General features: G+C 63.8%; 17 protein-coding genes. 11 read left to right on the top strand and 6 right to left on the bottom strand.

From position 1 onward, the window contains the following. The first annotated feature begins 2 nt into the window (after window positions 1-2). Window positions 3-1,382, top strand: coding sequence for a multicopper oxidase family protein (locus tag ACI7M0_RS05290; RefSeq protein ID WP_020193354.1), 1,380 nt, complete (start codon window positions 3-5; stop codon window positions 1,380-1,382). Then, window positions 1,382-1,861, top strand: coding sequence for a tRNA adenosine(34) deaminase TadA (gene tadA / locus ACI7M0_RS05295; RefSeq protein WP_012051365.1), 480 nt, complete (start codon window positions 1,382-1,384; stop codon window positions 1,859-1,861). The genes ACI7M0_RS05290 and tadA overlap by 1 nt, the downstream gene beginning before the upstream one ends. 91 nt (window positions 1,862-1,952) lie before the next feature. On the opposite strand, the gene mltF is transcribed toward tadA, so the two are convergent. Next, entirely contained in the window at window positions 1,953-3,410 is a 1,458-nt protein-coding gene (gene mltF, locus ACI7M0_RS05300; RefSeq protein ID WP_129933835.1) for a membrane-bound lytic murein transglycosylase MltF, read from the bottom strand. Between the two features lie 650 nt (window positions 3,411-4,060). Between mltF and purL the strand changes: the two genes are divergently transcribed. Next, on the top strand, window positions 4,061-7,960 hold the full coding sequence (gene purL, locus ACI7M0_RS05305; protein ID WP_129932361.1) for a phosphoribosylformylglycinamidine synthase: 3,900 nt from the start codon (window positions 4,061-4,063) through the stop codon (window positions 7,958-7,960). 3 nt (window positions 7,961-7,963) lie between these two features. Next, entirely contained in the window at window positions 7,964-8,275 is a 312-nt protein-coding gene (locus tag ACI7M0_RS05310) for a YqfO family protein (protein WP_010952215.1), read from the top strand. A 102-nt stretch (window positions 8,276-8,377) separates the two neighbouring features. Here the strand turns inward: ACI7M0_RS05310 and tatC are convergent, their stop codons facing one another. Genes tatC through tatA form a run of 3 tightly spaced genes read right to left on the bottom strand, consistent with a single transcriptional unit; the run spans window position 8,378 to window position 9,659 of the window. Then, on the bottom strand, window positions 8,378-9,139 hold the full coding sequence (gene tatC / locus ACI7M0_RS05315; protein ID WP_020193221.1) for a twin-arginine translocase subunit TatC: 762 nt from the start codon (window positions 9,137-9,139) through the stop codon (window positions 8,378-8,380). Continuing rightward, complete coding sequence (gene tatB, locus ACI7M0_RS05320; protein WP_003255013.1) at window positions 9,136-9,426, bottom strand: Sec-independent protein translocase protein TatB; 291 nt, start codon at window positions 9,424-9,426, stop codon at window positions 9,136-9,138. The genes tatC and tatB overlap by 4 nt, the downstream gene beginning before the upstream one ends. Then, window positions 9,426-9,659 carry a twin-arginine translocase TatA/TatE family subunit gene (gene tatA, locus ACI7M0_RS05325; protein WP_129932360.1) on the bottom strand — a complete coding sequence of 78 codons (234 nt, stop codon included), beginning with the start codon at window positions 9,657-9,659 and terminating at the stop codon, window positions 9,426-9,428. Before tatA ends, tatB begins: the two co-directional genes overlap by 1 nt. 145 nt (window positions 9,660-9,804) lie before the next feature. On the opposite strand from tatA, the gene gspK reads away from it, so the two are divergent. Beyond that, entirely contained in the window at window positions 9,805-10,770 is a 966-nt protein-coding gene (gspK, locus tag ACI7M0_RS05330; protein WP_129932359.1) for a type II secretion system minor pseudopilin GspK, read from the top strand. Window positions 10,771-11,074: 304 nt separating this feature from the next. On the opposite strand, the gene ACI7M0_RS05335 is transcribed toward gspK, so the two are convergent. Next, a complete protein-coding gene (locus tag ACI7M0_RS05335; protein ID WP_256658190.1) occupies window positions 11,075-12,031 on the bottom strand; it encodes an RHS repeat-associated core domain-containing protein in 957 nt (318 codons plus the stop codon). A 251-nt stretch (window positions 12,032-12,282) separates the two neighbouring features. Beyond that, on the bottom strand, window positions 12,283-14,358 hold the full coding sequence (locus tag ACI7M0_RS05340) for a PhoX family phosphatase (protein ID WP_129932358.1): 2,076 nt from the start codon (window positions 14,356-14,358) through the stop codon (window positions 12,283-12,285). Window positions 14,359-14,582: 224 nt separating this feature from the next. Here ACI7M0_RS05340 and ACI7M0_RS05345 point away from each other — a divergent pair, with 224 nt between their 5' ends. The 6 genes from ACI7M0_RS05345 to gspG are packed head-to-tail and all read left to right on the top strand — an operon-like array spanning window position 14,583 to window position 21,509. Further along, on the top strand, window positions 14,583-16,223 hold the full coding sequence (locus ACI7M0_RS05345) for a lipoprotein UxpA (protein ID WP_129932357.1): 1,641 nt from the start codon (window positions 14,583-14,585) through the stop codon (window positions 16,221-16,223). Then, the gene (locus ACI7M0_RS05350) at window positions 16,223-16,645 is read left to right on the top strand and encodes a pilus assembly protein PilZ (RefSeq protein ID WP_049588493.1); all 423 of its coding nucleotides are present in this window, start codon (window positions 16,223-16,225) and stop codon (window positions 16,643-16,645) included. Before ACI7M0_RS05345 ends, ACI7M0_RS05350 begins: the two co-directional genes overlap by 1 nt. Before the next feature lie 21 nt (window positions 16,646-16,666). Beyond that, complete coding sequence (gspD, locus tag ACI7M0_RS05355) at window positions 16,667-18,403, top strand: type II secretion system secretin GspD (RefSeq protein WP_129932363.1); 1,737 nt, start codon at window positions 16,667-16,669, stop codon at window positions 18,401-18,403. Then, complete coding sequence (locus ACI7M0_RS05360) at window positions 18,403-19,851, top strand: GspE/PulE family protein (RefSeq protein ID WP_129932364.1); 1,449 nt, start codon at window positions 18,403-18,405, stop codon at window positions 19,849-19,851. Before gspD ends, ACI7M0_RS05360 begins: the two co-directional genes overlap by 1 nt. Before the next feature lie 3 nt (window positions 19,852-19,854). Further along, window positions 19,855-21,057: a type II secretion system inner membrane protein GspF gene (gene gspF / locus ACI7M0_RS05365; RefSeq protein WP_129932356.1), complete on the top strand. Its 1,203-nt coding sequence runs from the start codon at window positions 19,855-19,857 to the stop codon at window positions 21,055-21,057. A 17-nt stretch (window positions 21,058-21,074) separates the two neighbouring features. Further along, on the top strand, window positions 21,075-21,509 hold the full coding sequence (gene gspG / locus ACI7M0_RS05370) for a type II secretion system major pseudopilin GspG (protein ID WP_003254997.1): 435 nt from the start codon (window positions 21,075-21,077) through the stop codon (window positions 21,507-21,509). Window positions 21,510-21,511: the final 2 nt, after the last annotated feature.

Raw genomic sequence — 21,511 nt, forward strand, 5'->3', positions numbered from 1 at the left:
CGATGTCCTTTACCCGTCGACAAATGCTCAAAGGCCTTACTGGTCTGGTTGTGGTAGGCCTGGGCGCCGGGGGCGCGGCGCGCTACTGGCTGGGCAAGGTCGAGGACGAGAATGCCGGGCACGACTACGAGCTGATTGCCGCCCCACTGGAAGTGGAGCTGGTGCCGGGTTTCAAGACCGAAGCCTGGGCCTTCGGCCCGTCGGCACCTGGCACCGAACTGCGGGTGCGCCAAGGCACCTGGTTGCGGGTGCGTTTCATCAATCACCTGCCGGTCGAAACCACCATCCACTGGCACGGCATCCGCCTGCCGCTGGAGATGGATGGTGTGCCATACGTTTCGCAATTGCCGGTCAAGCCTGGTGAATACTTCGATTACAAATTCCGCGTGCCGGACGCCGGCAGCTATTGGTATCACCCCCATGTCAGCAGTTCCGAGGAGCTGGGCCGCGGTCTGGTCGGGCCGCTGATCGTCGAGGAACGTGAACCCACCGGGTTCCAGCATGAGCGTACGCTGAGCCTGAAGAACTGGCATGTGGACGAACAGGGTGCATGGCTGCCTTTCAGCATCCCGCGCGAGGCCGCGCGCAACGGCACTGCCGGGCGGTTGATCACCATCAATGGCCAGGCCGACTCGATCACCGAGCTGCCGGCCGGCCAGGTGGTGCGGGTGCGCCTGCTGAACCTGGACAATACCTGGACCTACCGCCTCAACCTCAAGGGCAACTGCGAGGCGAGAATCTATGCCCTCGATGGCAACCCAGTGACCCCGCGTGCGCTGGATGAGTACTGGCTAGGCCCGGGCATGCGTATCTGCCTGGCCATCCGCATTCCCGAGGCGGGTGAGGAAATCTCCCTGCGCGACGGTTTCGTGCGCCTGGGCACCCTGCGTTCGGTGGCCAGCAACGACGCGCCGAGTGACTGGCCGCCCGCGCTGCCGCCCAATCCGATCGCCGAGCCGGACCTGGAGAATGCCGAAAAGCTGAACTTCAATTTCGAGTGGGCGGCCAGCGTCTCTGTCACCCCTGATCCGGCCAAACCGTCGAGCATGTGGCAGATCAACGGCCAGGCCTGGGATATTACCGACAAGACCTGCGCCGACCGCCCCATCGCCACGTTGCAGAAGGGCAAGAGCTACATCTTCGAGCTTAAGAACATGACCCAGTACCAGCACCCGATCCACTTGCATGGCATGAGCTTCAAGGTGATCGCCTCCAACCGTCACGACATCAAGGAGCCGTGGTTCACCGACACCTACTTGCTGGGCAAGAATGAGCGCGCCCAGGTAGCACTGGTGGCGGATAACCCTGGGACCTGGATGTTTCACTGCCACGTCATCGACCACATGGAAACCGGCCTGATGGCCGCGATCGCGGTGGTCTGATGCGCCCGCAGATCATCGATCGCAGTCGCGATCAGGAATTCATGCGTCTGGCGCTGGCCTTGGCCGCCGAAGGCGCGGCGTTGGGCGAGGTGCCAGTGGGGGCGGTGCTGGTGCAGCATGGGCAGGTGATCGGCCAGGGTTTCAACCGGCCGATCATCGACAGCGACCCCAGCGCGCATGCCGAGATGGTGGCGATCAGGGCGGCAGCCAGGTCGGCAAGCAACTACCGGCTACCCGGCAGCACCCTGTATGTGACCCTGGAACCGTGCAGCATGTGTGCGGGGCTGATCGTGCATTCGCGGGTGATGCGCGTGGTGTTTGGCGCGCTGGAACCCAAGGCGGGGATCGTGCAGAGCCAGGGGCAGTTCTTTGGCCAAGGCTTTCTCAACCACCGGGTGATGGTGGAGGGCGGGGTGCTGGCGCAAGAGTGCGGGCAGATCCTCAGCGACTTCTTCAAGGCCCGCCGGGCCAAGGCTTGAGCTGCACCGGCCTCTTCGCGGGCAAGCCCGCTCCTACAGGTTCTGCGCAAATCTTGTAAGCGCGGGCGTGCCCGCGAAGAGGCCTGCTGGCTTACATCGGCGACGACTTATCCGCTGGCTTGTCCTTGTTGACCCCGGGCACATGCAGGTTGCCCTCGGCCACCTGGCCTTCGAGCTGCGGCTGGGTCACCCAGGTGAGGATGTCGTAGTAACGGCGGATGTTGGCCACGAAATGCACCGGTTCGCCCCCACGGGCATAGCCGTACTTGGTCTGCCGGTACCACTGCTTCTGAGCCAGCCGCGGCAGCATCTTCTTCACGTCCAGCCACTTGTTCGGGTTGAGCTTCTCGCGCTTGGCCAGGGTGCGGGCGTCTTCCAGGTGGCCGCCACCGACATTGTAGGCGGCAAGGGCGAACCAGGTGCGGTCCGGCTCCTTGATGCTGTCGTCAAGCTCTTCCTTGATCTTCATGAAGTACTTGGCGCCGCCCTGGATGCTCTGCCTCGGGTCCAGGCGGTTGGACACACCCATGGCCTGGGCGGTGCGCTGGGTCAGCATCATCAGGCCGCGCACGCCGGTCTTGGAGGTGACTTCCGGCTGCCACATCGATTCCTGGTAGCCGATGGCTGCCAGCAGGCGCCAGTCGACCTGCTCGACCTTGGCGTAGCTCTTGAAGTGCTTCTCGTACTTGGGCAGGCGCTGTTGCAGGTGCTGGGCGAAGGTGTAGGCGCCGACATAGCCAAGTACGTCGACATGGCCGTAGTAGCGGTCCTTCAAGCGCTGAAGGGTGCCGTTTTTCTGTGCCTTGTCGAGATACTCGTTGATTTCGTTGAGCAGGCTGTTGTCTTCGCCTGCTGCCACTGCCCAGCGCTGGTCACGGGTTTCGCCCAGATCGAAGGCGACCCGCACGTTGGGGAAATACACCTGGTTCATCGCCAGTTCGTTGGAGTCCACCAGGGTCAAGTCGATCTGACCTTCGTCCACCATGCGCAGCAGGTCGACCACTTCGACGGCGTCGGATTCCTCATATTGCAAGGCCGGGTACTGCTTTTTCAGCTCGGCCAGCTGATCAGCATGGCTGCTGCCCTTGAGCACCATGATCTTCTTGCCGACCAAACCCTTGGCGCCGGTGGGGCGCGGGCGGCCGTTGCGGTAGATGACCTGCGGGGTCACCTCCAGATAGGGATGGGAGTATCTCACCTGGGTTTTGCGCCGCTCACTGCTGACCAGGCCGGCGGCAGCCAGTACCGGGCCGGATGGCTTGGCGAGGGCGTCGTACAGCTCGTCCAGATTGTCGGCGGTCTCGATCTGCAGCTTTACGCCGAGATCGTCGGCGAAATGCTGGACCAGTTCGTACTCGAAGCCGGTTTCGCCGTTACGGTCCTGGAAGTAGGTTGCCGGGCTGTTGCGTGTGATCACGCGCAGCACGCCATCCTCCTTCACGCGCTCGAGGGTGCTGGGTTTTTCAACGCAGGCACCTAGCAGCAGAAAGAGTCCGGTTGCGAGAAGCCATTTGGCGCAACGCTGGCGCAAATCAGTGTGGGCGAACATAGGTTGCAGTATACGCAAAGGACTGGCCCAACCATATCTCGACAACTGTTAGCTTGTCTGGTAGCGGGTTGTGTGGTTGGGGAGAGGGGGGATTGCATCAGGGCTACCAGGTGGCCGGCTTGAGATATTCAGCGCCTGTGAGATCGAGCGCCGCCAGGTGTCCGCCTTAAGATATTCAGCGCCTATGAGATCGAGCGCCGCCCGCGCGGCGCTTCGCGGGTAAACCCGCTCCTACGTTTGTTTCGGGCCAGTCCATCCTGTGCCTGGCGCGCGCGACCGCCTTGTTGGTACGACGCGATATCGAGATAGGCACCAAGGCGTTCGCGCGCGAATCCCACAGGCATAATTGGCCCGAAACAAACGTAGGAGCGGGTTTACCCGCGAAGCGCCGCGCGGGCGGCGCTCGATCTCACAGGCGCTGAATGTCTTGAGGCGGACACCTGCGGCGCTCGATCTCCCTGGCGCTGAATGTGTCGAGCCGGACACCCGGTGCCGCTCGATCTCGTCTCAAGCCGGACGCCTCTGAAAACTGACCCCGAAGTCCGGTTCCGCCGCCCGGCAGGCGTGGCTTAGAGCAGGTGCCGAAAGCCATCGAATTAGGCTAGAATGCACGGCCTCTAAGCACACCCCTTCCTGAGGCTGTCCCGACGATGTTGATCCTGCGCGGCGCTCCTGCCCTTTCTGCCTTTCGCCACGGTAAATTACTCGAGCAACTGAGCCAGAAAGTCCCCGCTGTTACTGGTTTGTATGCCGAATTTGCCCACTTCGCCGATGTTGACGGCGAGCTGACCGCCGACCAGCAGCAGGTGCTGGGCCGTCTGCTCAAGTACGGCCCGAGCGTGCCGGTACAGGAGCCGACGGGTCGTCTGTTCCTGGTGGTACCGCGCCTGGGCACCATTTCGCCATGGGCCAGCAAGGCCAGCGACATCGCCCACAACTGCGGCCTGCAGTCGATCCAGCGCCTGGAGCGCGGCATCGCCTACTACGTTGCCGGCACCCTGAGCGACGCTGATGCCGAACTGATCGCCGCCGAACTGCACGACCGCATGACCCAGCGTGTGCTCGGCCAGCTGGAGCAGGCTGCAGACCTGTTCAGCCACGCCCAGCCCAAGCCGATGACCTCGGTGGACATCCTGTCCGGCGGTCGCGACGCCCTGGCCAAGGCCAACATCGACCTGGGCCTGGCCCTGGCCGAAGACGAGATCGACTACCTGGTCAACGCCTTCCAGGGCCTCAAGCGCAACCCGAACGACATCGAACTGATGATGTTCGCCCAGGCCAACTCCGAGCACTGCCGCCACAAGATCTTCAACGCCAGTTGGGATATCGACGGCCAGGCCCAGGAAAAGAGCCTGTTCGGCATGATCAAGAACACCTACCAGATGCACAACGAAGGTGTGCTGTCGGCGTACAAGGACAACGCCTCGGTGATCGTCGGCAACGTTGCCGGCCGCTTCTTCCCGAACCCTGAAACCCGCCAGTACGGCGCGGTGCAGGAGCCGGTGCACATCCTGATGAAGGTGGAAACGCACAACCACCCGACCGCCATCGCGCCGTTCTCCGGCGCCTCGACAGGCTCCGGTGGCGAAATCCGCGACGAAGGTGCTACCGGCCGGGGCGCCAAGCCCAAGGCCGGCCTGACCGGCTTCACCGTGTCCAACCTGCGCATTCCGGGCTTCGAACAGCCTTGGGAGCAGGCCTATGGCAAGCCCGAGCGTATCGTCGACGCCCTCGACATCATGATCGAAGGCCCTCTTGGCGGCGCTGCGTTCAACAACGAATTCGGCCGCCCGGCCCTGACCGGTTACTTCCGTACCTTCGAGCAAGCCATCAACACCCCGCACGGTGAAGAAGTGCGCGGCTACCACAAGCCGATCATGCTCGCCGGAGGTATGGGCAACATCCGTGAAGACCACGTGCAGAAGGGCGAGATCACTGTCGGCGCCAAGCTGATCGTGCTCGGCGGCCCGGCCATGCTGATCGGCCTGGGCGGCGGCGCTGCTTCGTCGGTGGCTACCGGTGCCAGCTCGGCTGACCTGGACTTCGCTTCGGTACAGCGCGAAAACCCGGAAATGGAGCGCCGTTGCCAGGAGGTCATCGACCGTTGCTGGCAGCTGGGCGACGACAACCCGATCGCCTTCATCCACGACGTGGGTGCTGGCGGTATTTCCAACGCCTTCCCTGAGCTGGTCAACGACGGTGGCCGCGGTGGTCGCTTCGAGCTGCGCAACGTGCCCAACGACGAGCCGGGCATGGCCCCGCACGAAATCTGGAGCAACGAATCGCAAGAGCGTTACGTGCTGGCCGTCAGCGCGGTCGACTTCGAGCGCTTCAAGGCCATCTGCGAGCGCGAACGTTGCCCGTTTGCCGTGGTGGGTGAAGCGACTGAAGAGCAGCACCTGACCGTCAGCGACAGCCACTTCGGCAACACCCCGGTGGACATGCCGCTGGACGTGCTGCTGGGCAAGCCGCCGCGCATGCACCGTTCGGTTACCCGCGAAGCCGAGCTGGGCGATGACTTCGACCCGAGCGAGCTGGACCTGGACAGCGCCGTCCAGCGCGTGCTGAACCACCCGGCCGTGGCCAGCAAGAGCTTCCTGATCACCATTGGCGACCGCACCATCACCGGCCTGGTTGCCCGCGACCAGATGGTCGGCCCGTGGCAGGTTCCGGTGGCTGACTGCGCCGTCACCGCCACCAGCTTCGACGTCTACACCGGTGAAGCCATGGCCATGGGCGAGCGTACGCCGCTGGCGCTGCTGGATGCCCCGGCGTCCGGCCGCATGGCCATCGGCGAAACCCTGACCAACCTGGCTGCTTCGCGCATCGAAAAGCTGTCCGACATCAAACTGTCGGCCAACTGGATGTCCGCTGCTGGTCATCCAGGTGAAGACGCACGCCTGTACGACACCGTGAAGGCTGTCGGCATGGAGCTGTGCCCGGAGCTGGGCATCACCATTCCGGTCGGCAAAGACTCGATGTCGATGAAGACCAAGTGGAGCGACGAGGGCATCGAGAAGAGCGTCACCTCGCCGATGTCGCTGATCATCACCGGCTTCGCCCCGGTCACCGACATCCGCAAGACCCTGACCCCGCAACTGCGCATGGACAAGGGCGAGACCGACCTGATCCTGATCGACCTGGGCCGCGGCAAGAACCGCATGGGCGCCTCGATCCTGGCCCAGACCTACGGCAAGATCGCGGCCCAGGCACCGGACGTCGACGACGCCGAAGACCTCAAGGCCTTCTTCGCCGTGATCCAGGGCCTGAACGCCGATGGCCACCTGCTGGCCTACCACGACCGTTCCGACGGCGGCCTGGTCACCACCGTGCTGGAAATGGCCTTCGCCGGCCACTGCGGCCTCGACCTGCAACTCGACCCGCTGACCGACAGCAAGGGCGAAGTGCCGGCCATCCTCTTCAACGAAGAGCTGGGTGCGGTGATCCAGGTTCGCCAGGATGCTACCCCGGACGTGCTGGCACAGTTCAGCGCTGCAGGCCTGGGTGAAGAGTGCGTCGCGGTGATCGGCAAGCCGGTCAACAACGCTGAAGTGACCATCAGCCTGAACGGCGAAGTGCTGTTCGACGATGACCGTCGCATGCTGCAGCGTCAGTGGGCTGAAACCAGCTACCAGATCCAGCGCCTGCGCGACAACGCCGACTGCGCTGACCAGGAGTTCGACCTGCTGCTCGAGGAAGACAACCCGGGCCTGTCGGTGAAGCTGGGCTTCGACGTCAACGACGACATCGCCGCGCCTTACATCAAGAAGGGCGTGCGCCCGCAAGTGGCCATCCTGCGCGAGCAGGGCGTCAACGGCCAGGTCGAGATGGCTGCTGCCTTCGACCGCGCCGGCTTCGCCGCCATCGACGTGCACATGAGCGATATTCTCGCTGGCCGTGTCGACTTCGAAGCCTTCAAGGGCCTGGTCGCCTGTGGCGGCTTCTCGTACGGTGACGTGCTGGGCGCTGGCGAAGGCTGGGCCAAGTCGGCGCTGTTCAACGCCCGTGCCCGTGACGCCTTCCAGGCCTTCTTCGAGCGTACCGACAGCTTCGCCCTGGGCGTGTGCAACGGTTGCCAGATGATGTCCAACCTGCACGAGCTGATCCCGGGCACCGAGTACTGGCCGCACTTCGTGCGCAACCGTTCCGAGCAGTTCGAGGCCCGCGTGGCCATGGTCGAAGTGCAGAAGTCCAACTCGATCTTCCTGCAGGGCATGGCCGGTTCGCGCATGCCGATCGCCATCGCCCACGGCGAAGGCCATGCCGAGTTCGCCAGCGAAGAAGCATTGCTGGAAGCCGATGTGTCCGGTTGCGTGGCCCTGCGCTACGTCGACAACCACGGCAAGGTCACCGAAGCCTACCCGGCCAACCCGAACGGCTCGCCGCGTGGTATCACCGGCCTGACCAGCCGCGACGGCCGCGTGACCATCATGATGCCGCACCCGGAGCGTGTGTTCCGCGCTGTGCAGAACTCCTGGCGCCCGGACGAGTGGCAGGAAGATGCCGCGCTGATGCGTATGTTCCGCAACGCGCGGGTGTGGGTGAACTAAGGCGTGTACAAGCTCGCCTTCTTCGTCCCCGCCAGCCATGTCGAAGTGGTCAAGGCCGCTGTGTTCGCTGCTGGCGGCGGGCGCATCGGTGACTATGACCACTGCGCCTGGCAAACCCTTGGCCAGGGCCAGTTCCGCCCGTTGGACGGCAGCCAGCCGTTCCTCGGGCAAGCGGGCCAGGTCGAGGCGGTGGAAGAGTGGAAGGTGGAGCTGGTGGTGGCTGACGAGCTGATTGTGCAGGTCGTCGCTGCGCTCAAGCAGAGCCACCCGTACGAGACGCCAGCCTATGAAGTCTGGCGGCTCGCCGAGTTCTAGAACGCATCACGGCTATTCGCCGGCACGCCCGCTCCCACAGGGATATCACAATCTTCAGAACCGTGATATCCCTGTGGGAGCGGGCGTGCCCGCGAAAGGGCCCTACAATCCAGCCACAATCTCCTTGTCTGGCTCCGGCCGCTTCAACATTCCACAAGCCAGCAACCCCATCTCGAACAGCACCCACATCGGCACTGCCAGCATCGTCTGCGAAAACACATCCGGCGGTGTCAGGATCATCCCCACCACAAAGCACCCGACGACCACGTAGGGCCTGCTGCGCCGCAATGTGGCCACATCGGCCAACCCTGCCCAGACCACGATGAACGTCGCCACCGGGATCTCGAACGCCAGCCCGAACGCCAGAAACAGCGCCAGGATAAAGTCCAGGTACTGGCTGATATCGGTCATCATCGCCACGCCGTCCGGCGTCACGCTGGCAAAGAAACCGAACATCATCGGGAAAACCAGGAAGAACGCGAACGCCATGCCGGCATAGAACAGCACGATGCTCGATACCAGCAGCGGCAGGGCAATGCGCCGTTCACGGCGGTACAGCCCAGGCGCCAGAAAGCCCCAGGCCTGATGCAGCAGCAGCGGCATGGCCAGGAACAGTGCGCACATCGCGGTCAGCTTGAACGGTGTCAGAAAGGGCGAGGTGACACTGGTGGCGATCATGCTCGCGCCTTCAGGCAAAAAGCGCCGTAGCGGCTCGGATATGAGCGTGTACAGCGTCTGGGCGAAGGGGAACAGGCCGGCAAATACCAATGCCACCAGCGCCAGGCAACGCACCAGGCGTTTGCGCAGGTCGCGCAGGTGTTCGGTCAGGGGCATGCTCGCGGCAGGGTCCATGGCAACACTCATGAAGCATTTTCCTTGGGCAGCACGGCCGTGGCCGCATCATTGGCCGGTTCCGCGTTCAGGCTGATGCCCTGGCGGATCTCCTGTTCCAGGCGTTGCAGAGGTGCCTGGTCAAGGTTGGGCATCTCGATTTCGCGCTCCACCTGCGTGCGCAAGGCGTGCATGGCCCGGCGCGCCTGGCCCAGGCCGCGCCCGAGGGTACGGGCTGCCACCGGTAGGCGCTCGGGGCCCAGCACCAACAGCGCGACGACGCCGATCAGCAGCAACTCGCTGAAGCCTACCTCGAACATCAGGCCTGGCGGTCCGCTTGAGGTTGCTGAGCAGCCTGGCCGTTCAGCGGGCACTGTAGCTGCACTTGCGCCTGGCCAGCGGCGTTGGCGTCATTGTCACCGCCCATGGACTTGCGAAAACCCTGGATCGCCTCGCCCACATCGCTACCCAGACCCTTCAGGCGTTTGGTACCAAACAGCAAGAACACGATCAGCAGTACGATCACCAGTTGCCAGATTCCAATGCCACCCATAGCGACCACTCCTGTAAGGTCATGAAAAGGAAGGGCAATCCTGCCTTGCCTAGATGACGTGCACATGACGAACAGGCATTGCCATCTAGCTGAAACACCCCGCGTGTTGACTGGCGTTTTTATTCCGCGAGCGAGGCACGCACGGATGGGTGGAAGGCAACAGCGGGGTGCGGCCCTGCTGATGGTGATGGTGGTGCTGGCAATGCTGGCGGCGGGCATGGCCTGGCTGGTGGAGGATGGCCGACGTCAGGTCGACGAAGTGCGGCTGCTACACCAGCGGGTGCAGGTGCGGGCCATGGAGCAGGCCGGCCTGGCCTATGCCGGGCAAGCCCTGCGTGACCCCGCCTGGCGGCTCAGCCCGCTGTTCTGGCAAGCCTTGCGTGGGCAGCCGCTGAAATACGATTTTGGCGCTGGTCAGGCTCAGTTGCAGGTACGCGACCAGCACACCTGCTTCAATGTAAACGCATTGCTCGGCGCCGACGGCGAACGCGCCGAGCGCCAGCTGCGTTACTTGCTGGGCAATGACATGGCGGCCGAGCGCCTGGTCGATGCCCTGGCCGACTGGCTCGATGCCGACAGTGATGCCCGCCTGCAGGGCGCCGAGAGCGCCCAGTACCTGCGTCAGCAACCGCCACGGCTGGCGGCCAACCAGCCGATGCTCGACACCAGCGAGCTGAACCTGTTGCTGGAGCCGGACGCCAGCCGCCAGGCGCGTTACCCGATGCTGTGCGCCTTGCCCCAGACCACGGGTTGGCGGCTCAACGCCAATGCGCTGGGGTTGGAGCATCTGCCTCTGCTGGAGGCGCTGTATGAAGGGCGTTACTCGCGTTCGTTGCTAAGCCGCATTGTCAGCGGCAGGCCGGCGTCGGGGTATGTGGACGCGGCTGCACTGCGTCAGGCGCTGGGGGCGGTGGATGACGAAACGTTCGAACGGTTGAGCGAAGGGCTGCTGCTCAACAGCGGTCATTTTCTGTTGCAGCTGTCGTTCGAGGAAGAGGGGCGGGTGATGCGCAGCGAATTCCAGGTGGAGGCGCTGGGGGTGGTGCAATGGCATGCCCGTGTACCTGCGCAACAAGTGCGGGTGCGTAGCCGGGAGCCGATAGCCTGGTAACGTTCACTGACCTCTTAGCGGGCAAATCCGCCCCTACGCTGGTTCTGAAACCAGTGCCCCCCCGTAGGAGCGGGCTTGCCCGCGAAGAGGCCGGTACAGCCAGCAAAAGTTGACTGACCGACACTTCAGTTCTCCGAGTGCTGAATTTGGACGCGCTGACCGGCACCTGCTTGCCGCTGGCATCCTTAAGGTGATCATCATTTCTTCTCCTCGACTCGTCGTGCAGCTGATTGCGTAGCGATACTTTTTGGGAACAAAGCGCATCACAAGCTCACGCCATCGCGCACAATTTGTGCCACCGTCCTCAGTCGTTAAAACGAATATAAGGAGCATGGGGATTTTGAGTAGTGCCGCTTCGAATGCTTGATAGAACATCAAAGATGATGCCTCTGTCGAGATATACCTGAGTTGAGAGCGCGGTGGCAAGAGGGAGATATGTATTGGTTGTGCCAAGAATACTTTGAGTCGCAAGCCGTGTTGCAGTACCGACCATAACCCCTGCGGCAAAATTCTGGGCGCGGGTGATTACTTGTCCAGAAACCTCAGCTAGCTCATCGGAGCTATTAAGGACTCGGTTTCCTATTTGCGCGACTTCCTCGATGTAATCGACTTGTAGGGTAATGTGGGGTGAGTCTGGTGACGGTGTTTGTCCCCTTCTATGTAAATTGATACGTGGAGTTGGATTTTGCGAGTTTCTGTTGCCGATGGGTAACTGTGGTCTGTCTACAGAAAGCGTTGGCAACTGATTGGCCAGCCAACGCACACCTTGACTCACACCTTGACTCACCTTCAGCCGCAACCATTCCCAAAACTGTCCAGTCGGGTCATTCCGATTGATGGGGTCGTTCTGACAATAGCTGTATCCGTTAGGCCCACCTTTAAGAAATGGAGACTGAGTATCAGGCTGGAGAAAACGTCTTAATGTGGGGCTGTAGAATCGGTGTCCATTGCCAAGTGCGTAACAGTGCAGCACGTTATCAAGTCGCTGCCCGCTGTATGCGACAAGTTGTGATGATGGAACTGTGTGGAGAAAACCATAGGGTGTATAATTTTGTGGCAAGCCTTCAGGAATGCCACGCAAAGCAGAATTGGCATTGTCAGATTGTAGAATTTGGCCTGCTTGTGTGGGGATCTCTAACTCTGCTAATGCCTTGCCATTGCCCCACAACAGGTGGCGGGGGCTGTCACTTGCTTCACAAACCAATCGGTCACCTTGGAAAAAGAAATGCTTCTTTTTTGACTGTAGCGTTGTTGAGCGCATATGCGTCATCCGCAGAGTTGTAGGTGGTCGAATGATTTTCTACAGGCGGGCGGATGTCTACTGGCAGATTTATCAGGTAGCTTGAATACTGCCACTGTGTGTGCGGTTTCGAGGGGAAGTGGAAGGAAAGATTTTGCTGGATTGCTATGCAGCCCATCGCGACACAAGGGCGGCTCAGGGGGATTCGATCCCTTCGAAGAGCGGCCTCGCGTTGCGATTGGGCCGCAAAGCGGCCCCGGTACCCCGGTCTATCAAACGGTCCCGATCTCCCCACCATCAATACGCTGGATCACCACGGTCGAAGCCCGCGGCCGTACGGTAGCCCCAGCCGGCGTCGCATCGGTCGCCTTGTCGGTATACGGCCAGTTGTCCGGGTGTTGAATGTTGACGAACAGCGTCTTGTTGTCCGGGGTAAAGGTAATCCCGGTCACCTCGCAACCATTTGGCCCGACAAAGAAGCGCCGCAGGTCCACCTGGTTCTGTGCGTTCACCGGCACCTGCTTGCCGCTGGCATCCACCAGGTCAGTAGGGATCACCGCCAGCAACTGGTCGTTGGTGTAGTCGGTCAAGGTGGTTTCGCCGTTGTCGGTCTCGAACCACAGCACGCCTCGGCTATCGAAGCTCATGCCGTCGGGGCTGGCGAACTGGTTCAGTTCGGTCAGGCCGGAGCGGTTGATGTCGGCGGTGCCGGCAGCGTTGGCGCCGAACACGAAGATGTCCCAGGTAAAGCTCAGCTGGTCGTCGCTGTCGTGCCAGCGAATGATGTGGCCGTGGCGGTTCGGGCCGCGTGGGTTCGCTGCATCGACCTTGTCCGGGGTGCGTGCACTGTTGTTGGTCAGGGTCAGGTACACATCGCCGTTCAGCGGGTTGACCGTGGTCCACTCCGGGCGGTCCATCGGCGTTGCGCCCACGGCATCGCCAGCACCACGGGTGTTGAGGATGATGCCCGGCAGGTCACCATACAGCGCGCCCAGGGTGCTGCCACCTGTGGTGGCGGTGCCCACGTCCAGCAGCAGCCATACGCCGGTGCCGTCGGCATTGAAGCGGGCCACGTAGAGTTTGCCTTGGTCGAGGTACTTGGCGCCGGTGGCCAGGCGGTCGGCCGGGGTGGCGTCGGCGGGGTCCCACACGGCGGTGGACACCCACTTGTACAGGTACTCGTTGTTCGAGTCGTCACCCATGTACCACACCAGCGGCTTGCCGGCGACGGGCAGGCCGGGGGCGCAGCCCTCGTGGCGGAAGCGGCCCAGCGCGGTGCGTTTGGTGGCCAGGGTGCTGCTGTTGTACGGGTCGATCTCGACAATGTAGCCGTAGGTGCTGGCTTCGTTGCGATAGTCGTCGGTGGCGCTGGCGCCTTTGACGGTAACGTCGAAGCGGGCGAATTCGTCGTCCACTTCGCTGGCGTCACCGGCAGCGCTTTCCCACTTGTACTGGCCGCTGGAAGTGCCCACGCCAATGCGGCGCTGGTCCTCGGGGCGGGTGCCCTTGTTGACGAAAATGCCCGGCCAGTTCTCTTCGCAGGTCAGGTAGGTGCCCCACGGGGTATAGCCGTTGCCGCAGTTGTTGTTGGTGCCACGGCAGTGGGTGCCAGCAGTGGAGTATTTGGTCTTGACGTGGTCGGTGCCACGCAGCGGGCCGGTGATTTCCATGCGTGAAGCGGTGGTGAAGCGACGGTTCAGCGGGTCGTTGTCGACCACCTGCCAACGGCCGTTGATTTTCTGCAGGCGTACGACGCCCGCACCGTGTGCGTTGATTTCCTTGCGCACTTCTTCAACCGGGCGCTTGCCGTTGACATCGGTAGTGGGGCCGGCCGGGTGCAGGGCTGCGGTGTCGATGTACTCGAAATTGATTGCCAGCAGGCCGTCTTCCGAGCTGCCGTTGATGGGGAAGAAGTGCATGCCGTCGTGGTGCATGCCCATGGCGTTGGCCTGGTCGGTCGAGGTGTTGCTGCCGTCGGACTTCCACGGGTTGCCGTTGCTGTTCAGTGGCGTACCCCAGGGCGCCAGCACGTAGGCGCTGTAGCCGGCGGCGACCACACAGGCGTCGGTGCGCGAGCCTGGGATGGACTGGAAGCCCAGTGCCAGTTTCGGCACTTCCGGCTCGGTGACTGGCGGTTCGGTCACCGGTGGCTCGGTGACCGGATCATCGTGATCGGAACCACCACCGTCGAAGCAGCCTGTCAGGCCGGTACCGGCAATCATGGCGATGGCGGCGCCCAGGCTGCCGCGCATCACGCTGCGGCGGCTCAGGTAGGCGTCCATGACGTTGGCCATCGGCAGGTTGCCGCTTTGGTTCCGGTCCAGGTTGTCGCCGGTATCTCGACTCATCAGGTTGTCCTTATGTTGGCTGAGTTGGAAGAAACCGCGACTGTAAGGCGCAAGTGTGATGATTCCTTGGCAGAAATGTTAACGAGCTTTTAAAACTTCCGGTTCTTGGATTGCTCTTCTAAAGATCGAATTGGAATTGCTGTCGGATTTCTGCCATCAAACTGTAATGCAAACGCCGCAACATCCGGGGCCCTGAATGGACGTGGTTAAGGATGGCGGATGCGATGGCGAGCAGTGTGCACAGGCGCGAAGTGATCGGCTGGATGGGTATCGGTGCCTTGGCACCGCTGCTCGGCGCCTGCACAGCCTTCCCAGGGCAGCAGGGCGGCAATGCCCAGCTCGACTTGCTGTACGTCGCCGATACCCTCGATGCCCGCCAGCCTGGCCAGGCGGTGGTACCGGCTACCCGGTTGGGGCCGGTCAGCCACTTGGGCCGTGCGCCCTGGATGACCGGCCGCAGCGCCAGTATCGCCTACCCGCAACTGGCGCCGCTGCTCGATGCCCGCCAGGCAACGACAGCCCAGCTGGGCGGTTATGCGGTACTCGCGGCGTTGCTGGAACAACTGCGTGGCGAGGCCGGTGCAGGCAACAGCCTGACCCTGGAAAACGGCCAGGGCTGGAATGGCAGTGGCCTGGCCTACCTGACCCAAGGCGAAAGTGGCGTGCAAGGCAGCCAGCTGCTGGGCATCGAAGCGCGGGTCAGCAGCGACGAGCGTGTGCTGTGGCCACAACGCAGCACGGGCCTGTATCGCCAGGCCAGCGCCATTACCCTCGGTGCCGGGCTGGCTGATGCACAACGCCAGGCACTGGGTGTGCAAGCCCTGCACGTTTTCGAGCGCGGCGGTGCCCGTATTGCAGTGGTCGGCGTGACCGACCCGTACGCCCAGGATCAGAAAGCCTCACTCAAACAGTGGTACCAGTCTCTGCTGCCGGTATTCGAACAAGCCCGGCACGAGGCTGACCTGGTGGTGGCCATGGCCGATGCAGGCACGGGCCCCGGCCTGTGGCTGGCTGAACGGGTGCCGCAAATCGACGTGCTGTTGTGCGCCCGTGGTCAGGACCTGTGGCCCGCACCGGTCGAGGTCACCCAGGCCAGCGGTCGGCGCGTGCCGGTGCTGTTTGCCGGCTGCCGGGGCAGCGGTGCCTTCCGCCTGCGCTGCCAGTGTGTGGCCGGCCAGTGGCAGTTCGACGGGCGTTTTTTCCCGGCCTTTGAACAGCAACTGGCGCCTGCCGCGCAGCTGCGTGTCGCGCAATTGCAGGCGCAACTGCGCCAGCAACGGTCCGGCCACGCGGCCTGGCTTGACCAGCCGCTGGCCCGCGCGCCCCAGGCCTTGTGGCGCCGCGATACCCGTGGCGGCAGCTGGGACTGCCTGCTGCATCAAGCCTTGGCCGACGATAGCAGCATGCCCGTGTTGCTGCCGGGCTTGCGTTATGACTACCCGCTGGCAGCGGGGGCGGCCATTACCCGCGAACATCTGATCAGCCTTACCGGTGGCTACCCCGCGCCAGTGGTCGAGGCACCGGCCAGGCAGGTCGAGCAAGTGCTGGAAAACGCCGCTGAGCAATTGTTCGGTGACCCGCTGCTGCTGGACAACAGCCAGGACCTGCCGCGCTGGCAGGGCCAGGCCTGGAGCGTCAGCTACAGCCCGCAAGGCAAGCGCATCACGGGGTTGGAGCCGGTGCAGGGCCTGTGCCGCACCTTTGGCTTGCAATTCGAAAGCCAGGCCGGCGAGCCACTGTGGCAGCGGGTCGAAGCCTGGCTGGCCCGTCAGCCTGACAACTGGCAACTGGCGCCGCTGCAACTGCCCGAAGTGCGTTACGTGCAGGGGCACCCAGGCTGGCACCCACGGCAATTGGCCTCGTGATGCTCACCTCGCGTCTGCTCACCGGTGCTGGCCTGACCCTGGCCGGCTGGCTGTCTGCGCAGTGTGTGCTGCAGTTGAGCCGGCAGCCACACCCGGCCACGGCGCCTGCGGTGGCCGACAGCCCGCTGCCCGGGCTGATGGTCGGTCACTGGCAGGCGCCGCCCGACGACGGCGCCATCACCATCACTCGTCTGCCGCTGCAATACCTCGGCGGCCTCAAGGCCCAGCCATTGGCCGCCAGTGTGGTGGTGCTGCGCTACGGCGAGCAAGTGCGCACCCTGGCCCGCGGTCAGCGCCTGGCGCCAGGGATCGTGCTGCAGGACATCGACAGCGATGGCCTGATTTTCAACAACCAGGGGCGGCGTGAGCGCCTGCCCTGGCCGCCACGCCCCGCCGTGACCGGCTTCAAGCGGCAAGGATGAACGATGCCTGTTAGATACTGCATGGCAGCTGCGCTGAGCCTGGCCTTGTCCATGGCCTATGCCCAAGAGCCGGTGTTCGATGACAACGGTACGCCGATGTACGAAGTGAATTTCGTCGATACCGAACTCGGCGAGTTCATCGACAGCGTGTCGCGCATCACCGGCACCACCTTCATCGTCGACCCCCGGGTCAAGGGCAAGGTCACCGTGCGCACCGTCGACCTGCACGACGCCGACGCCATCTACGACATCTTCCTGGCCCAACTGCGTGCCCAGGGCTATGCCACCGTCGACCTGCCCAATGGCAGCGTGAAAATCGTGCCCGACCAGGCCGCGCGCCTGGAGCCGGTGCCAGTGGAGGCGGGCGGGCAGCAAGGCGAGGGCAGCGACAGCGTGGCCACCCGCGTATTCAGCGTGCGCAACGCCGCCAGCGAACAGGTACTGGGCATCCTCAAACCGCTGATCGACCCACGGGTTGGGGTTATTACACCGTACCCGGCGGCGCACCAGTTGGTGGTGACTGACTGGCGCAGCAACCTCGAACGCATCGCCAGCCTGCTGCGCCAGCTCGACCGCCCTCAAGAGGCACCGGGCAGCGGCAGCACCCAGGTGATCTACTTGCGCCATGCCAATGCCGGTGAAGTGGTCAAGGTGCTGCGAGGGCTCAGCCAGGAAGGGGCGGTGCCGGCTGAAGGCGCGGGTGAGGCAGAGGGCAAGGACCGGCCGGTGGTGCCAGCCGCCGGTGGCTCGGGCATCCGCCTGGAATACGAAGAAGGTACCAATGCCGTGGTCATGGTCGGCCCCGACAGCGAGCTGGCGGCGTACCGGGCCATTGTCGAGCAACTGGACATTCGCCGTGCCCAGGTGGTGGTCGAAGCGATCATCGCCGAGGTGTCCGACAGCAGCGCCCAGGAGCTGGGCGTGCAGTGGCTGTTCGCCGACGACAAGTTCGGCGCCGGTATCGTCAACTTCGGCAGTAACGGGGTGAATATCGCCAGCATTGCCGGGGCCGCCGCCAGTGGAGACAACGAGGCCCTGGGCGATCTGTTGTCCACCACCACCGGTGCCACGGCAGGCATCGGCCATTTCGGCGGTGGCTTCAACTTCGCCATGCTGGTCAACGCGCTGAAGGGCAAGAGCGGCTTCAACCTGCTGTCCACGCCCACCTTGCTGACCCTGGACAACGCCGAAGCATCGATCCTGGTCGGCCAGGAAGTGCCCTTCGTCACCGGCTCCGTGACGCAGAACAACGCCAACCCGTACCAGACCATCGAGCGCAAGGAAGTCGGGGTGAAGCTGCGCATCAAGCCGCAGATCAATATCGACAACAGCGTGCGCCTGGACATCGTCCAGGAGGTGTCGTCGATTGCCGACACCAGCTCGGCCAGCGACGTGATCACCAACAAGCGCGAGATCAAGACCAAGGTCATGGTCGAGGACAACGGCCTGGTGATACTTGGCGGCCTGATCAGCGACGAGTTGAGTACCAGCGACCAGCGTGTGCCACTGCTCGGCGACATTCCTTATCTTGGCCGGTTGTTCCGCTCCGATGCCACCCGCAATACCAAGCAGAACCTGATGGTGTTCATCCGCCCGCGTATCCTGCGCGACGGGCCGAGCCTGGCGGGCCTCAGTGAAGACAAGTACCGCACCTTACAGCAGACAACACCGCTGCAGTTGCCGGACCTTGCAGAGGGCACACGGCTGTTGCAGGTATTCCCCGCCAGCCGCGCACGCCTGGAAGGCGGTGACTGGTGATGCTGCCCTATCGCCAGGCACGGCAGAGCGGAGTGGCCATGGCCCCGGCAGAGCAGGGCTGGCAGCTATGGCTGCGGCCCGACGCCGACAATGCCCAGTTGCAGGAGTTGCTGCGTGTGCATGGCCAGCCAAGCCTGCTCGAATACCTGGAACCTGCGCTGTTCGACGAGCGCCTTGGCCAGCTGTACCAGGCCGGCGATGCCGCCACCGAAGCGCTGATCGAAGGCATCGGCGACCAGGTCGACCTGGATAGCCTGATGAGCGAGATGCCGCGCATCGAAGACCTGCTTGAAAGCGACGACGAAGCCCCGGTGATCCGCCTGATCAACGGCCTGTTCGGCCAGGCGCTGCGGCTGCGCGCCTCGGATATCCATATCGAGACCTTCGAGCAGAGTCTGGTGGTGCGTCTGCGGGTCGATGGCCACCTGCGTGAGGTGCTGCGTCCTCCACGTGCGTTGTCGGCCATGCTGGTATCACGGATCAAGGTCATGGCCCGCCTGGACATCGCTGAGAAGCGTCAGCCCCAGGACGGCCGCATCACCTTGCGCGCGGCGGGGCGCGAAGTGGATGTACGAGTCTCGACCTTGCCCGGCATCCACGGCGAGCGGGTGGTGATGCGCGTGCTCGACAAGCAGGCCAGCCTGCTGGCGCTGGATAACCTGGGCATGCCGGCAGCGGTATTGCAGGGCCTGCGCAGTTGCCTGGCGCGGCCCAACGGCATTGTGCTGTCCACCGGGCCGACCGGTTCGGGCAAGACCACGACCTTGTACGCCAGCCTGAACAGCCTCAACGATGGCAGCCGCAACATCCTCACCGTCGAGGACCCGGTGGAGTACGCCATCGCCGGCATTGGCCAGACCGCCATCAACCCGCGTGCCGGGCTGACGTTTGCCAGTGGCCTGCGCGCCATCCTGCGTCAGGACCCTGACGTGATCATGCTCGGCGAAATCCGCGATCAGGAGACTGCACAGATCGCCGTGCAGGCCAGCCTCACCGGCCACCTGGTGCTGTCGACCTTGCACACCAACAGCGCGGTAGGCGCAGTGACCCGCCTGCGCGACATGGGCATCGAGCCCTTCCTGATCGCCTCGTGCCTGCGCGGCGTCCTGGCCCAGCGCCTGGTGCGGCGTTTGTGCAACTGTGCCGTGGCGCACCCGCTACAGGCTGCCGAGCGCGAGCTATGGCCTGAGCTGGCGGCGTTGGGCAGCACTTATCACGCCGTGGGTTGCGAGCAGTGCCAGGGCAGCGGTTATATCGGGCGACTGGGGCTGTACGAATTCATCGAGCTGGACGCTGGGCTCATCGGTCTGTTGTACGACGGCGCCAGTGAGCTGGCCATGCAGGACTATCTGGCTGACCGGCGCCAAAGCCTGGTGGCGATGGCCAGCGATTGCCTGGCCCGCGGTGAGACCAGCCTGGCCGAAGTGCTGCGCGTGGTGCAGGGCTAAGGCATGCCGACCTATCGCTACCAGGCCGTTGACCTCGCCGGCAAATCGCACAAGGCCAGCCTGCAGGCTGACAGTGAACGCCACGCCCGCCAGCTGTTGCGCGAGCAGGGCCTGTTCGCCCGCCAGTTGCAGCGTCATGACGCCGGCAGCCGACAACCCCGTCGCCAGCGCCTGAGCCGCGCCCAATTGTGTGAGCTGACCCGTCAGCTGGCCACCTTGACCGGGGCCGGCATTCCCTTGGTCGATGCCCTTTCCACCCTTGAACGGCAACTGCGTCAGCCCGCCTTGCACAGTGTGCTGGTGGCCTTGCGCGGCTCACTGGCCGAAGGCCTGGGCCTGGCCCGCAGCCTGGCCCGGCAGGGGGCACCGTTCACTGGCTTGTACTGCGCGCTGGTCGAGGCCGGCGAACGTTCCGGGCACCTGGCCCAGGTGCTGACCCGCTTGGCCGACCACCTGGAGCAGGTGCAACGCCAGCAGCACAAGGCCCGCACAGCGCTGATCTACCCCGCTGTGCTGATGGGTGTATCGCTGGCCGTGGTGATTGGCCTGATGACGTTCGTCGTGCCCAAACTCACCGAGCAATTCGCCCATGCCGGGCAAAGCCTGCCGCTGATCACCTCGTTGCTGATCGGCCTGAGCCAGGGGCTGGTGCACGCCGGGCCCTGGTTGTTAGGGGGGGCGCTGTTGCTCGGGGGGCTGGCTGGCTGGTTGTTGCGCAAACCGCACTGGTGCCTGCGTCGCGACCAGCTGCTGCTGCGCCTGCCGCGTATTGGCAACCTGCTGCAGGTGCTGGAAAGCGCGCGCCTGGCGCGCAGCCTGGCGATTCTCTGTGGCAGTGGCGTGGCCCTGCTCGAAGCCTTGCAAGTGGCCACCGAAACCATCGGCAACCGGCGTATCCGCCTGGCCATGGAGCAGGTGCGCCAACACGTGCAGGGCGGCACCAGCCTGCACCGTGCGCTGGATGCCAGCCAGCAATTCCCGCCGCTGCTGGTGAACATGGTCGGCAGCGGCGAGGCCAGCGGCACCCTGGCGGACATGCTCGAGCGCGTGGCCGACGACCAGGAGCGCGGCTTTGCCCGCCAGGTCGATACCGCCATGGCGCTGTTCGAACCCCTGATGATCCTGATGATGGGCGCCGTGGTGCTGTTCATCGTGCTGGCGGTGCTGCTGCCGATCATGCAACTCAACCAGGGCCTGCAATTGTGACGACAAGGAGTATTGCCATGCAGCATCGACGTAACCGCCAACGCGGCTTCACCCTCATGGAAATCATGGTGGTGATCTTCATCATCGGCCTGCTGATTGCCGTGGTGGCGCCCAGCGTGCTGGGCAACCAGGACAAGGCCATGAAGCAGAAGGTGATGGCCGACCTGGCCACCCTGGAGCAGGCGCTGGACATGTATCGCCTGGACAACCTGCGCTTCCCCAGCAACGAACAGGGCCTGGCCGCGCTGGTCAAAAAGCCGGCTCAGGAGCCGCTGCCTCGGGCCTGGCGCAGTGATGGCTACGTGCGTCGCCTGCCGGAAGACCCGTGGGGCACCCCGTACCAGTACCGCATGCCTGGGGAACATGGCCGGGTCGATGTGTACTCGCTGGGTGCCGATGGCCTGCCGGGTGGAGAAGGCCAGGATGCCGACCTGGGTAACTGGGCGCTGTAACG

Origin of the sequence: Pseudomonas sp. 10(2024), assembly GCF_045164175.1 — a bacterium.
Classification (GTDB): domain Bacteria; phylum Pseudomonadota; class Gammaproteobacteria; order Pseudomonadales; family Pseudomonadaceae; genus Aquipseudomonas; species Aquipseudomonas alloputida.

Excerpts from the sequence above, each read along its gene's own strand:
- ACI7M0_RS05290 (WP_020193354.1), top strand. The coding sequence starts at position 3 with ATGTCCTTTACCCGTCGACAAATGCTCAAAGGCCTTACTGGTCTGGTT.
- tadA (WP_012051365.1), top strand. The coding sequence starts at position 1,382 with ATGCGCCCGCAGATCATCGATCGCAGTCGCGATCAGGAATTCATGCGT.
- mltF (WP_129933835.1), bottom strand. The coding sequence starts at position 3,410 with ATGTTCGCCCACACTGATTTGCGCCAGCGTTGCGCCAAATGGCTTCTC.
- purL (WP_129932361.1), top strand. The coding sequence starts at position 4,061 with ATGTTGATCCTGCGCGGCGCTCCTGCCCTTTCTGCCTTTCGCCACGGT.
- tatC (WP_020193221.1), bottom strand. The coding sequence starts at position 9,139 with ATGAGTGTTGCCATGGACCCTGCCGCGAGCATGCCCCTGACCGAACAC.
- tatB (WP_003255013.1), bottom strand. The coding sequence starts at position 9,426 with ATGTTCGAGGTAGGCTTCAGCGAGTTGCTGCTGATCGGCGTCGTCGCG.
- tatA (WP_129932360.1), bottom strand. The coding sequence starts at position 9,659 with ATGGGTGGCATTGGAATCTGGCAACTGGTGATCGTACTGCTGATCGTG.
- gspK (WP_129932359.1), top strand. The coding sequence starts at position 9,805 with ATGGGTGGAAGGCAACAGCGGGGTGCGGCCCTGCTGATGGTGATGGTG.
- ACI7M0_RS05335 (WP_256658190.1), bottom strand. The coding sequence starts at position 12,031 with ATGCGCTCAACAACGCTACAGTCAAAAAAGAAGCATTTCTTTTTCCAA.
- ACI7M0_RS05340 (WP_129932358.1), bottom strand. The coding sequence starts at position 14,358 with ATGAGTCGAGATACCGGCGACAACCTGGACCGGAACCAAAGCGGCAAC.
- ACI7M0_RS05345 (WP_129932357.1), top strand. The coding sequence starts at position 14,583 with ATGGCGAGCAGTGTGCACAGGCGCGAAGTGATCGGCTGGATGGGTATC.
- ACI7M0_RS05350 (WP_049588493.1), top strand. The coding sequence starts at position 16,223 with ATGCTCACCTCGCGTCTGCTCACCGGTGCTGGCCTGACCCTGGCCGGC.
- gspD (WP_129932363.1), top strand. The coding sequence starts at position 16,667 with ATGGCAGCTGCGCTGAGCCTGGCCTTGTCCATGGCCTATGCCCAAGAG.
- ACI7M0_RS05360 (WP_129932364.1), top strand. The coding sequence starts at position 18,403 with ATGCTGCCCTATCGCCAGGCACGGCAGAGCGGAGTGGCCATGGCCCCG.
- gspF (WP_129932356.1), top strand. The coding sequence starts at position 19,855 with ATGCCGACCTATCGCTACCAGGCCGTTGACCTCGCCGGCAAATCGCAC.
- gspG (WP_003254997.1), top strand. The coding sequence starts at position 21,075 with ATGCAGCATCGACGTAACCGCCAACGCGGCTTCACCCTCATGGAAATC.